Here is a 13,573-nt window from a genome sequence, read left to right as displayed (position 1 = left end):
CATAAGTAGCAATTGCATCTCCCAAATAAGGAATATTTTTTAATCTAATCGTATTGATTGAATTGTGTATAAATATGTTAAAAAAAAGTACAAGTGAGAATAAAATTTCTATGACTAGCACAAATACTAAATTACCTTTACCACCAGGCAATTTTGGTTTACCTCTTGTGGGTGAAACTATTAGTTTTTTAAATGATGACAACTTCGCTGAAAAACGTGAAAAAAAGTATGGAAAAATCTACAAAAGTCATATTTTTGGCACTCCTACAATGTAAGCATTCAGCTATTAGCTGTCAGCTCTCAGCTTTCAGCAATAATATCTCGCCTTGAAAATCAATATACAGCTAACTTTTAGACTTTTTTTGTAGTAAGTTGAATTCTGGTTTAATAATATCCCTGAAGAAAATGGTGGAAATCAAGCTTTTATATCATGTCCGCTGGTATCGGAGCGTGTAAACCCCAGGGTGAATAACTACAGGAAATTTAAGTTTTTTCTAGCTCTTAAACCTTCTTTTGTAGGTAATTAAAGCCTTCTTCCTTCTTCCTTCTTCCTTCTTCCTTACCCTTACCTTACAATACCGATGCTACCGGACATGATATTATTCCATATCAATAGCAATAGCTGATAGCTGATTGCTGACGGCTGAATGCTTACCCCACAATATTTTTAGCTGGAGCAGAAGCTAATCAGTTTCTGTTTTCCAATGAAAATAAATACTTTACTGCTACTTGGCCAAAAAGTACCAGGATTTTATTAGGCCCTGATTCCCTATCTGTCCAACAAGGTAGTGTCCACCAGCAACGGCGTAGACTTTTGGCACAAGCTTTTCAACCAAGAGCTTTGGCAAATTACACTCCCACAATGGAAACTATGACTGCTAAGTATCTGGAGAAGTGGGCAGAAATGGGTACCTTGACTTGGTATCCTGAAATTCGTGATTATAGTTTCTAAATATATAGAAAAATATTCTAATATTCAGTTCAGACCAAATTAATTAATCTTGGATGAACTACAACACCCTCTATCCCATTGCTAATAGCGTTTGGGACTACTTTACGATCTGCCTTTGTTATTACCTCGCTAATTTTACTTCTGCTTTTCTAGATTTATAGGTTTAACTACGAGGGAGGCTATAGACTTATGTCTTCCGCAGCTAGAAAGGATTTTCACCCATTTAAAATTAGGTCAATGGCTGTTGGCAAGTTTATGTTTTACACATTTGGCACTATTATATCTAATAAACCTTTTCGCATGTCAAAGATGGATAAAAGTTGATAGATTTCTAGATCTTTCTATTGATTCGGCAAAACTTTACAATACNAATTAGGTCAATGGCTGTTGGCAAGTTTATGTTTTACACATTTGGCACTATTATATCTAATAAACCTTTTCGCATGTCAAAGATGGATAAAAGTTGATAGATTTCTAGATCTTTCTATTGATTCGGCAAAACTTTACAATACCTTTGATATTGCTAGCCGTTTATTTATGGGTAGTGATGGTGGTTCCCAGACAAAATTAGCTGGTTTATTTGAAGAGTGGGTAAAAGGTTTATTTTCTATTCCTCTATCATTACCTTGGACAAGATTCGGTAAAGCACTCCGTTGTCGGCAAAAGTTATTACAACATATTGAAGAGATTATTCTGCAACGACAGCAAAAGGAAAACTTTGGTGAGGATGCTTTGGGAATACTTTTGCAAGCACGGGATGAAGAGGGTAATAGTTTACCTTTGGATGAATTGAAAGACCAGATATTATTGTTGTTGTTTGCTGGTCACGAAACCTTAACTTCGGCAGTTGCTTCCTTCTGTCTATTAATAAGTCAACACTCAGATGTACTTACCCGCGCTCGTGAAGAACAAAAGCAGTTTTCTTCTACAGAACCCCTAACTACAGAAAGTCTCAAACAAATGACTTATCTTGAACAAGTTCTCAAAGAAGTATTGAGATTAACTCCACCTGTGGGGGGTGGGTTCCGACAAGTAATTCAAGACTGTGAATTTGGCGGATATTCAATTCCTAAAGGTTGGTTAGTTCAGTATCAAATTGGTAAGACTCATCAAGATGAGACTCTCTACCCAGACTATAAAAATTTTGACCCCGAACGTTTTGCTCCAGAAAATGCTGTAGATAAACAAAAAGTATTTGGTTATATTCCCTTTGGTGGTGGAATGCGGGAATGTTTGGGTAAAGAGTTTGCTCGCTTGGAGATGAAAATTTTTGCAGCAAAGTTGTTGCAGAGTTATGAATGGGAACTTTTACCAGAACAAGACTTAAGTTTAGTTGCAGTACCTACACCTCATCCTCGTGATGGTTTAAAAGTGAAATTATCGAAGTTGGATTAAGATAGAGGTCAAAATTTCATCCTCTAAGGTATAGCAGTTGTCAGAAAAAATATAAGAGCCTACACTTATGTTGGGAAAGTGCAGGCTTTTATGAATAAGCTTTTCCAAATACATCTACGAAAAATAGGACAGGAAGTATATTTATTTAGCTAAGACTTGAGCGATCGCCTCTTCTAAATCTTCTTGAGCTAAACTGGTTAACATAAATACTTCTTGTACTGTTTTTCCTTGTCTAGCAATAAGTTTAAAACCACCCCTAATAGGTACTGATACTTTGAGCTTCATCTGGGGAATGTGACTTCTAGACCTACTGATAACTCCCGGAGTAACAGTTTCAATACCCTGGTGTTGGGTTAGTTTCTCTAAAATTGGGATTAACCCGTCGATATGGGTTGAATGATTCCACACCAGGCGACCTTTAGCTTTAGATGATTTTTTCATGGGATTTTTTCCATCTCTACANACTCCCGGAGTAACAGTTTCAATACCCTGGTGTTGGGTTAGTTTCTCTAAAATTGGGATTAACCCGTCGATATGGGTTGAATGATTCCACACCAGGCGACCTTTAGCTTTAGATGATTTTTTCATGGGATTTTTTCCATCTCTACATACCCAGTCTACAGTGCTATGGGGAAGTCAAAAGTCAAAAGTCAAAAGTCAAAAGTAATAGCTGACTCAATTTCAGTATTTACAGCAGATTCAACTTTACTTTTTCGTAGCAGTGTACAAGTAATAATTTTCTGAAAAAAATCAAGTAGATGAGAAAATACTGTTCCTTTAAAAGGAGCTAATTTGCCTTATTTTATGTTTCCTATTCCTTATTCCCTACTTCCACAATAAGTCAAAATTATCAAAGGAGTAATACCATTTCTGAAAAACTTTTCTACATTTGATTGAAGTAGGGGAGTGGGGGAGTGGGGGAAGGTAGGGACGTTTTGCTGCGCAACATGGAAAGCGGAGCATTCCGGAACGGAAAACGCATTTTTGCCTGTGCAACGTCCGTACAAACAAGAATAATTAATGCAAAAGATTGCTAAAACTAACAAAAAAGTAATTAAACTAAGGTAATTACTTCATAACTGAAGTGTTATTCAAGNAGCGGAGCATTCCGGAACGGAAAACGCATTTTTGCCTGTGCAACGTCCGTACAAACAAGAATAATTAATGCAAAAGATTGCTAAAACTAACAAAAAAGTAATTAAACTAAGGTAATTACTTCATAACTGAAGTGTTATTCAAGGTCTTGCGTTACTTTTAGGAATTGGTATAACTCACCTATTTTGTCAAGTTTTATGTTAAGAAAAATGTTTATAAAAAAAAGCTTTTCAAGGGGGCTAAGGGGGATATAAATCAAAATTCATACTTTTATAGCGGTTTTCACTTCATGACTTCTTATACCAATTCCCATGCATTAAGGCTATACTTGAGTGACACTTCAGTTATTAAGTAATTAATACAAATAAAATAAATGATTCCCTAATTATTATCCAGTTAATGTTCATTATTCTTCTGTGTACGGACGCCCTTATGCAACGTCCCTTCCCTCCTCCCACACTCCCGTACGGACGCCCTTATGCAACGTCCCTCCTCCACCCAATCAAATATAGCAAGATTTTTGAGAAATGGTATTACTTATTCTTTCTTGCTTCTTCTTTCTTGCTTCTTTCTTGCTTCTTACTCCTTCCTTATTAAAGAGGTAATTATCCATTATTAATTATCAATTAATGAACTCCTAACTCCTAAAAACAGAGCCACTGTAGCAATATTCCATGAAATTGGTATAACATTCTTTTTTTATTCGTAGCATCAAATAAGATCCAAATAAATCTGATAGCTAACAGAAAAAAGAGCAGATAATTAGATCACAGATTTGCTATAAAAATCCATGCTTCAAAGGTATATATAGCTTATAGAGATTTTTTCTGCTATCTTGTTTAAATAGGATTTCTCATGGAATAGAGATACTTTCAACCTCTTTCCTAAAACCCTAAAATGTTGACAATATATAACCAAGAAAAGCTATATGTTAGAATATTCAGTCAAACAACGGATGAATAACAGAAAAACTCAATCTATATTAGCTACCTTATGCCGCCCAATAATTAATAAAATATCTAAGTTATTGGGATTACCAACTATTGAGCATTTAGAATATCAACTATACCAAAAAACAGAACAATTAGAGCAAATATCTGCACACCAAAGGGCAATATATCAAGTCATTAGTAAGATTAGAGCATCTCTAGACCTAGAAACAATATTTCGCACAACTACAAAAGAAACTTGTAGACTTTTAGGTGTCGAACGAGTCTCAGTATATCGTTTTTCTGAAGACTGGGGCGGTCAGTTTGTTGGAGACTTTGAATTTACTGAACCTAGTTGGGATAATTATGGCAAACTAGGCAAAAACACTATCTGGAATGACTCTTATCTTCAAGAACATGAAGGTGGTAGGTATATTCATAACGAAACATTTGTAGTAGAAGATATTTACAAAGCAGGGTTGTCTCAATGCCATCTTGAAATGTTGGAACAATTTCATATCCGAGCCTTCGCAACTGCTCCTATTTTTGTCAAACAAAAACTGTGGGGAATTTTGGCTGCCTATCAACATTCTAGACCCAATAATTGGCAAGTTTCCGAAGTTAAATTTTTGACTCAAGTTTCTGCCCAATTAGGTATTGCTCTACAGCAAGCAGAACAACTCGCTGAAGTAGAACAAAAAGCAAAATATTTGCGAGAAAATAGCCAGCAACAAACAATTTTATTTAACTTAATCTCAGAAATTCGTGAGTCTTTAGACTTTGATACCTTATGTCAAACTACTGTCAAAGAAATTAGAAAAGCTTTGCTGTGCGATCGCGTTGGGTTATTCCACTTTGACCCAGGTAGTAACTACTGCTTTGGTGAGTTTGTTGCTGAAAGTGTTTTACCAGCTTATAACTCTGCGCTTTTGCACAAAGTCCAGGATAATTGTTTTGGTGAACAGTTCGCCATTCAGTATCAAAAGGAACGTATACAAGTGCTAGATGATATTTACAATGCAGGTTTAAAAGATTGTCATCTTAAACTGTTAGAGAAATTTCAAATTAAGGCACAAATAATTGTACCTTTAATGATAGGTTCAACATTATGGGGATTATTATGTATTCATCAGTGTGAAAATACCCGTAAATGGACTGAAAATGAAATTCGATTTGTTAAACAACTCGCAGCTCAGTTTAGTGTTGCTTTGGAGCATTCCCATTTATTAGCTCAAACCCGTTCTCAAGCAGAGGAATTAGCCAAAACCCTTGATGCATTTCAGGAAGCAAATTATAAATTAGAAAATCTGGCTCGAGTTGATGGTTTAACTCAAATTCCTAACCGCCGTTACTTTGATGAATTTTTAGATCTGGAATGGAGAAGACTGGTAAGAGAAAAGCAATGTTTATCTCTAATTATGTTTGATGTCGATCATTTCAAATTGTACAATGATTTTTATGGTCATCAAGCAGGAGATCAATGCTTGGTTAAAATAGCTCAGACTGCCAAAGAAATTGTGAAACGCCCTGTAGACTTGTTAGCTCGCTATGGAGGAGAAGAATTTGCTGTGATTTTGCCAAATACTGATGAAAATGGAGCTTCTGTAGTCGCGGAACAGATTCAATCAGCAATTAAGGATTTAGGTATTCCTAATTATAGAAGTGAAAAACAAATAGTTACCTTAAGTTTGGGTATTGCTACTCAGATACCATTAGTTGATCGAACACCCCAGGAATTGATACTTGAAGCCGATCAAGCTTTATATCAGGCTAAACAACAGGGGCGAGATTGTTGTCTGCACTTTAAAATACTTGAAAAAGATGTCGTTAATGGATAATTGATAATTGATAATTGATAATTGATAATTGATAATAGACATCTCCAACAATAAAAAATTCAATTAATTATCGTAGATAAATCATCAATTCTTTCCCCCTTATTCCCTATTCTCTATTCCATATTTCCTCTTTTCTGGAGATATAGCGTTTCCCAAGAAGCGTGAAGTACAGTTATCTTTTTATCTTTTTATCTTTTCATTACTCCCTATTCCCTATTCCCTATTCCCTGTTCCCTGTTCCCTGTTCCCTGTTCCCTCAAAGCTAGAATTTTGTACCTCACCATTATGAGAACTGCTATATCTAATTGATAATTAATTAGGGCTTGCTGATTAAATCTCAAAGCATTGACATATAAAGGTTTTAGCCTTTTTATGTTGGGAACAAAGTACCTAGTTTTCAGCTCTTTATGCACGGTTCCCGAAAAATCAAAAAGTTAGGATTTTGGGTGCATAGTTGAGCAAAAAAATTACTCCCCTACTCCTTAAAAAAGACTTATTCAGCAAACCCTAATTATTTTTGTTTCGCTTTTCGGCTGTCGCCGACATGGAAAGCGGAGCATTCCGTCAGGAAATGCGGAGCATGACAAAGGTCAAGCTTTGCGGAACGCAAACATAATTATCAATTATCAATTATCAATTATCAATTAATGAAACCAATGGTACTGGATTTGATATAATCTCTAGGGCTATTAACAAAAAATCCAAAATATTAATCAAAAAAAAATTTAGATATATCTGGAATGACTAACAACCATTGAGAAAAATATATGATAGTATGTCCCTCTAGTAATCCTCACAATCATTATTGAAGTGGTTATTTGGGTGTAGAAGTAAATGGTTATAAGCTAATGATATTCTATTCATAAATAACCATACAAGTGAAATGAATATATTTATATTGATTTAGAGGGTTAAATTAAAGTATTAGACTTGATATGAAAAATATATATCCAGGAAATCGTTTGATCTTTCTTAACAGTACCCAACTAGGGAAAAACCTTATGTTGCGCTGGTTACTTCCCAGTATACTCAGTGTTTTTGTCTTAGGAAGTCCCTCCGAAGCTGCAACCCTAGAATCTTGGCAATTTAGAGTCAACCAGAACCAACTATCCTTTACTACAGAAGGTGGTGTTCAGCCAAAAGCCCAATTAATTACTAATCCAACTCGGTTAATTATAGATTTGCCAGGAACAACTTTAGGTGGTATAAGAACTTCTCAAGTTGTGGGTGGGGCAATTAAAGCAATTAGAGTAGGACAATTTAATTCTCAAACAGCTCGGATAGTAGTAGAACTAAACAATGGTTATACTATTGACCCAAAACAAGTACAATTTCGAGGTATTTCTCCTAGCCAATGGACTGTACAAATACCAACGCCTCAAAAAATTACCTCTAGTACAAATATTAATATTGCACCTCAGTCTCCACCCCCACTACCTCCACGTTCGCCCCTACCTCTCCAAAGTTCCCAGTCTTCAGCTCCACCACCTCCACGTTCGCCCCTACCTCTCCAAAGTTCCCAGTCTTCAGCTCCACCACNCCTACCTCTCCAAAGTTCCCAGTCTTCAGCTCCACCACCTCCACGTTCGCCCCTACCTCTCCAAAGTTCCCAGTCTTCAGCTCCACCACCTCCACGTTCGCCCCTAATTCTTCGCAGAACAGAAAGACCAAACAATCAAAATAGACAAAGACTGAATAATTCTTCTTCCTTTAATTCAAATGCCACTAATGGCACACCAACTCTTGTAGAAGATGTCCAAGTAAAAAAAGAGGGAGTAGTTCTCAAAACAAGTGGTAAATTACCAGAAATTGAACTGAAGAAGAGTGTTGACCGTACCTGGATGACTATTGATGTCCTGAATGCTACTCTCACAGCCAGGGATGTCAAACCAAATCAAAGATTNTTCTTCTTCCTTTAATTCAAATGCCACTAATGGCACACCAACTCTTGTAGAAGATGTCCAAGTAAAAAAAGAGGGAGTAGTTCTCAAAACAAGTGGTAAATTACCAGAAATTGAACTGAAGAAGAGTGTTGACCGTACCTGGATGACTATTGATGTCCTGAATGCTACTCTCACAGCCAGGGATGTCAAACCAAATCAAAGATTTAATGAATCTGGATTAACAATTACTCAATTAACTCAACTTTCAACTGCACCAGCAGTAGTTCGGCTGACACTAAGTATGCCAGATACGCAAACTGAATGGCAAGCTCGTGCTTATGCAGGTGGAGTAGCAGTATGGCCTCAAGGAGAAGCACCACCTACAATTAATCAAGCTACTGGGTTTGCGGTGCTTAAGTCAGTAGAATTAAAAAATGGTACTGAGTTGGTGGTTACTGGAGACCAAGCTCTAAATTATACCAGTGGTTGGGATTCTGAAACAGATGCTTATGGAATTACTATATATAATGCTAAGGTAGATGATAAATTGCAGTTGCCAGGACGACNCTCAAGGAGAAGCACCACCTACAATTAATCAAGCTACTGGGTTTGCGGTGCTTAAGTCAGTAGAATTAAAAAATGGTACTGAGTTGGTGGTTACTGGAGACCAAGCTCTAAATTATACCAGTGGTTGGGATTCTGAAACAGATGCTTATGGAATTACTATATATAATGCTAAGGTAGATGATAAATTGCAGTTGCCAGGACGACAGGTTGGTAGTCCTTTGGTCTGGGCAAAAATACGTCAAGAAGATCCAGAAACAGTTACAATTCTGGTTAAGCCTATTAATAATGTTAAAATTGCAGAAGTAACTCAGATTACGGCCGAACAGTTATCTTTGCCTATGGGTTGGGGTAATATTGGAACTGCACCTCCAGGTTGGAAGCCAACAAATCCTACACAACAATCTCCTAGTTTAAGATCCTCAGTATTCTCACGGGAAAATTCATCGTCCCGAAATTCATTACCGCAAAATCCACCACCTCAGAATAGATTACCTCAGAATTCTGCTGACAATTTACGTCCGAGACGCTGGCCTTTTCCTTGGCCTCGTCGCAATAATCGACGGCCTAATACTAATAATCGTTATCCTCGTTTTCCTTTCCCCAATAGATTACCTCAACGTGATGGACGACTAATGATAGTTATAGACCCCGGACATGGGGGACCGACAGATTTAGGTGGAGTGGGTATTGGGGGCTTGCGGGAGAAGGATATTGTTTTGCCAATGTCATTAGAGGTAGCTCAAATCCTGGAACAGAATAATATACAAGTGGTTATGACTCGTAAGACAGACCGGGATTTAGATTTACCACCACGGTCAGAGTTAGCTAATAGGGTAGGAGCAGATTTGTTTGTGAGTATTCATGCTAATGCTATTAGTATGAGTCGTCCTGATGTGAATGGTTTAGAAACTTTTTATTACCAAAGTGGGCGTGCTCTAGCAGGGTATATTCAGAATAGTATGTTGGAAGCTTTTCCGACTATGAATAATCGTGGTGTGAAGAGAGCGCGTTTTCATGTGCTAAGACATACTAAGATGCCTGCTGTTTTGGTAGAGGTGGGTTTTGTCACTGGTAATTATGATTCTCGGATACTTGCTGATCCTGTTCAACGTAGTCGTATGGCGCAGGCGGTTGCTCGTGGCATACTGAGATATGTTCAAGCTTATTCTCGATAGAAGAGGGAGTAGGGAGTAAGTAGGGAGGTTCTATGGAACGTCCCTACAAGGTTTTGATGATGACCTGATGTTATCTATTTCTCCAACCCACCTTCCGCACGTCAAGTTGTAGCACTAGAGTATTATAATAATTTGGTAGTTTAGTAGGTATTTATACTTTACGAATTATCTTTATTTAACTTTCTCCTGAGTCAAATTATCAGGAAAATATTAAGCATACAGCGCTTTTCAAATTGATGAACCACATCTTCACAAGCAAAAATCCTGTAGGGGCGTTTTGCTGCGCGACATATAAAGCGGAGCTTTGCGTTAGCACATGGCCATTTCCGTTCCGGAATGCTCCGCAAACGCNAGGGGCGTTTTGCTGCGCGACATATAAAGCGGAGCTTTGCGTTAGCACATGGCCATTTCCGTTCCGGAATGCTCCGCAAACGCCCCTACTGTGGTCTACCCAAATGAAAACTGCTGTCAATACTTAATTAATTGTTTGCTGTTATTGACTATTATGATTTTTTCCTGACTCCTGACTCCTGACTCCTGACTCCTTATTTCATACTACATTTTGACGTGCAGGATGTAGGTTTTAACCGAAAGCCTTGATTTAAGGACGATATAGTTCTGACTCACCCGCCCTCTAATGGCATTTATCAAAAACTTTTCTACATTTTGTTGAGCAGGGGATAGGGGAGTAGTTAGGGACGTTGGATGCAAGGTCTCTACAGAGAAGTAAACATCACAATAATTAATCACGACTTACGCAGAGGTACTATATATAGAGGTAAAAAACTATAACGTTATAGTTTTGAACGCTACATACATGGTCTTTGCGTAAGTCTTATTAATATTAAATTAGCTCAAATTAGCAAAAGAATGATTTGGTATGTACTAATTAATTGATAACTGAAGTATTTCCCAAGTATAGCATTACTTTTGAGATTTGGTATAATATTCTGTCTATTTATGCTCACCTGCTGATAAAAATGTAAATATTCTCGTATCCACAATCCCAAATTATCATCTNAACATCTTTTCAACTTCTGGAGATAGGGAAGTAAAATGTATATAAAATCCACTTCGATCGTCTTTTTGACCTGTTACCTTCCCATAAATATAATCAATTTTTTTCCCTGGAAAAGTTCTATTTAATAAATTAATCTGAAGATTACTCATCACATCTACTAAATAATTAGATTTTACTTCAGCAGAATTAGTAGATACTTTGACTAAACTTCCTGACATTAATTCTTGACTAATTTCCTTTCCTTCAATAACTGCAAACTGAATGGGAACTGCTTCTAATAAATCTACAAATAATTCTGATTTTACAGGTAGAAACAAATTATATTTTCCGGAAATACCTCCTAGTTGATAAATATTGATAGCTTCAGGAAAACCTTTAATTTTTACTGATTTTTGCTGCACAATTTTGACAATAGAACTGACTTCTTCAAGAGTATTTCCTGAAATCAGAATTTCACCTCCCACTGTATAAGATTCAATCCGAGAAGCTAAATTAATATTACTACCAACAACTCCATANAAAACCTTTAATTTTTACTGATTTTTGCTGCACAATTTTGACAATAGAACTGACTTCTTCAAGAGTATTTCCTGAAATCAGAATTTCACCTCCCACTGTATAAGATTCAATCCGAGAAGCTAAATTAATATTACTACCAACAACTCCATACTTAGACCTCCTATTACTACCAATATTTCCAACTACAACTTCTCCCGTATTAACACCAATTCCCATCTGAATTTCTGGTAAACCTAATTCCTTTAATTTAGCATTTACGCTAGGCATTGTTATTTGCATTGCTACTGCACAAGCAACTGCTCTTTTTGCATCATCTTCTCTCTGGGTAGGAGCGCCAAAAATAACCAAAATTGCATCACCAATAAATTCATCAATAGTACCACCATATTGATTAATTACTTCTGTCATTTCCCCCAGGTAAATATTCAACATAGCAAAAATTGTTTCTGGTTCTGACCTTTCAGATATAGCAGAAAAACCTCTTAAGTCAGACATTAAAATTGTCACCTTTCGTCGTTGACAATTTAATTTTAATCCATCAGGATTTTCTAATAAATTTGCTACTACTTCATCAGTCAAATAACGACTAAAAACATCACGAATATATCCAGCAGTTTTAGCAACAAAAGCAGTAATAGCGATCGCCGACAACCAAATAGCTAAAAATGGCGAAATTATCGGAATCCACCAACCCCAGATAAAAGCATAGTAACTGATATAAACTAACCCACCAGTAGCAAGAAATAAAGTAATAATTGATTTCCCAGAAAATTGAGAAAAACCTCCTGAATAACGCCATTTCCAACTAATAGTTGCTCCTACTGTTGACCAGAAAAGAATCCATAGCCATTCTAAATATTCCGGCAATATTTTAATAATATTCATCTCACCAAGAGCAGAACTAATAATCAGACTTGTGACATTGGCATGAATTTCTACCCCTGACATTCTTTCAGGAATCCCAATAATTTTACTGCTGTAAGGAGTGAGAAATAAATCATTTTTACTTTCTGCCATTGAGCCAATTAAAATAATTTTATCCCGCACCAATTCAGGGGTAATTTTATTGTTTAAAACATCAGTCACTGAAACTTGTTGAAATGTATATTCTGGGCTGCGATAATTAAGAATTATTTNGAATTTCTACCCCTGACATTCTTTCAGGAATCCCAATAATTTTACTGCTGTAAGGAGTGAGAAATAAATCATTTTTACTTTCTGCCATTGAGCCAATTAAAATAATTTTATCCCGCACCAATTCAGGGGTAATTTTATTGTTTAAAACATCAGTCACTGAAACTTGTTGAAATGTATATTCTGGGCTGCGATAATTAAGAATTATTTGATATCCTTGAGCATTAGTTTGTACATAAGCACCATGATTATTTTCAAAAGGAATAAATACAGCTTTTCCTAATTGTAAATTTTCAGGATTAACTGCTGAAGGTCGAGGATATATTTTCAATTTTTCCAGATAAATTGTCGCTAATTTCAATCCTAAACTCGGTACTATTTTACCTTCTGAATCTGTCAAATATAAAAAGAAACGCCTAATTTTACTATCAGCATCCATAGGCATATCATTAGCACCAACTTGATTCAGTTTATCTAAAACTGGTGGGGGATTAATAGGGGAATTAATTTGATTACCAACTACCTTTCTAATACCAATTAAATTTGGTGTAGATGCAAATACTTTGACTAATTTTTCATATCCTGGTTCTTCTGGTAAATCTCGATATATATCTAAACCAATTGCTGCTGGCTGATGCTTTTTCAAGTTTTCTATTAACTCAGCAAGGAGTTCATCTGATAAAATTGCCATCTCCAAAGTTTGTATATCTGATTCATTAAATCCGACAATTAATATTCTTTGATCTACAGGTTTTTGGGGACGAAATCTGATGAATTGATCGAATGCTGCTAACTCAAATATTTGTAAACTGCCTGTTAAATGTAGCCCAATTAATAGGATAGTAATAGTAGGAGCAGTAACTAATAAACCACGCCATTTCCAAGCTAGCTTTTTAATTATTTTTTGCCACATAATACCAATTATATTAAGTGTTTTCTACAAATATTTAGGGTACTTATTTTTTCGGCAACGTTTTAAAAACTAAATCATATGATTGGTCTTTTTCTTCCACACATAAATCTTGTACCTTCACCTCATCTTGTTCTCGAATTAGAAGATTATTT

General features: G+C 36.2%; 9 protein-coding genes and 2 pseudogenes. 6 read left to right on the top strand and 5 right to left on the bottom strand.

Annotation, left to right across the window (positions count from 1 at the left end; genetic code table 11):
- Positions 1-74 precede the first annotated feature (74 nt).
- From AFK68_RS30405 to AFK68_RS30400, 3 genes are all read left to right on the top strand, one after another.
- Positions 75-275: a hypothetical protein gene (locus AFK68_RS30405; RefSeq protein WP_210407701.1), complete on the top strand. Its 201-nt coding sequence runs from the start codon at positions 75-77 to the stop codon at positions 273-275.
- Between the two features lie 539 nt (positions 276-814).
- On the top strand, positions 815-952 hold the full coding sequence (locus tag AFK68_RS37575) for a hypothetical protein (protein ID WP_168186715.1): 138 nt from the start codon (positions 815-817) through the stop codon (positions 950-952).
- Between the two features lie 537 nt (positions 953-1,489).
- Positions 1,490-2,347, top strand: coding sequence for a cytochrome P450 (locus AFK68_RS30400; protein ID WP_094677677.1), 858 nt, complete (start codon positions 1,490-1,492; stop codon positions 2,345-2,347).
- Between the two features lie 141 nt (positions 2,348-2,488).
- On the opposite strand, the gene AFK68_RS30395 is transcribed toward AFK68_RS30400, so the two are convergent.
- Both AFK68_RS30395 and AFK68_RS47040 read right to left on the bottom strand, forming a co-directional pair.
- Positions 2,489-2,788, bottom strand: coding sequence for a DUF2103 domain-containing protein (locus AFK68_RS30395; protein WP_210407702.1), 300 nt, complete (start codon positions 2,786-2,788; stop codon positions 2,489-2,491).
- A gap of 22 nt (positions 2,789-2,810) precedes the next feature.
- On the bottom strand, positions 2,811-2,935 hold a 125-nt coding region (locus AFK68_RS47040; RefSeq protein WP_371357623.1), incomplete at its 3' end, for a DUF2103 domain-containing protein.
- Positions 2,936-4,370: 1,435 nt separating this feature from the next.
- On the opposite strand from AFK68_RS47040, the gene AFK68_RS30390 reads away from it, so the two are divergent.
- The 3 genes and pseudogenes from AFK68_RS30390 to AFK68_RS47035 all read left to right on the top strand — a co-directional run bounded on the left by AFK68_RS30390 (position 4,371) and on the right by AFK68_RS47035 (position 9,834).
- Complete coding sequence (locus AFK68_RS30390) at positions 4,371-6,209, top strand: diguanylate cyclase domain-containing protein (protein ID WP_210407700.1); 1,839 nt, start codon at positions 4,371-4,373, stop codon at positions 6,207-6,209.
- Positions 6,210-7,144: 935 nt separating this feature from the next.
- A pseudogene (locus AFK68_RS30380) lies at positions 7,145-7,748 on the top strand (AMIN domain-containing protein); the annotation flags it as partial.
- A 1,249-nt stretch (positions 7,749-8,997) separates the two neighbouring features.
- Entirely contained in the window at positions 8,998-9,834 is an 837-nt protein-coding gene (locus tag AFK68_RS47035) for an N-acetylmuramoyl-L-alanine amidase (RefSeq protein WP_371357622.1), read from the top strand.
- A 1,021-nt stretch (positions 9,835-10,855) separates the two neighbouring features.
- Here AFK68_RS47035 and AFK68_RS47030 read toward each other — a convergent pair.
- From AFK68_RS47030 to AFK68_RS47025, 3 genes and pseudogenes are all read right to left on the bottom strand, one after another.
- Positions 10,856-11,319, bottom strand: a pseudogene (locus AFK68_RS47030) (adenylate/guanylate cyclase domain-containing protein); the annotation flags it as partial.
- Between the two features lie 55 nt (positions 11,320-11,374).
- The coding region (locus AFK68_RS30360; protein WP_256386685.1) for a CHASE2 domain-containing protein at positions 11,375-12,505 on the bottom strand (1,131 nt) is incomplete at its 3' end.
- Between the two features lie 6 nt (positions 12,506-12,511).
- Positions 12,512-13,421: CHASE2 domain-containing protein (locus tag AFK68_RS47025; protein ID WP_371357621.1), on the bottom strand; the 910-nt coding region annotated here is incomplete at its 3' end.
- Positions 13,422-13,573: the final 152 nt, after the last annotated feature.

Source organism: Hydrocoleum sp. CS-953 (assembly GCF_002260545.1).
Taxonomy (GTDB): Bacteria; Cyanobacteriota; Cyanobacteriia; order Cyanobacteriales; family Microcoleaceae; genus Trichodesmium.
This window is presented reverse-complemented; position numbering and strand designations above follow the sequence as displayed.

Bases quoted from the DNA above. Each gene is read 5' to 3' on its own strand.
- AFK68_RS30405 (WP_210407701.1), top strand. From the start codon at position 75: ATGTTAAAAAAAAGTACAAGTGAGAATAAAATTTCTATGACTAGCACA.
- AFK68_RS30400 (WP_094677677.1), top strand. From the start codon at position 1,490: ATGGGTAGTGATGGTGGTTCCCAGACAAAATTAGCTGGTTTATTTGAA.
- AFK68_RS30390 (WP_210407700.1), top strand. From the start codon at position 4,371: ATGTTAGAATATTCAGTCAAACAACGGATGAATAACAGAAAAACTCAA.
- AFK68_RS47035 (WP_371357622.1), top strand. From the start codon at position 8,998: ATGGGTTGGGGTAATATTGGAACTGCACCTCCAGGTTGGAAGCCAACA.
- AFK68_RS30395 (WP_210407702.1), bottom strand. From the start codon at position 2,788: ATGAAAAAATCATCTAAAGCTAAAGGTCGCCTGGTGTGGAATCATTCA.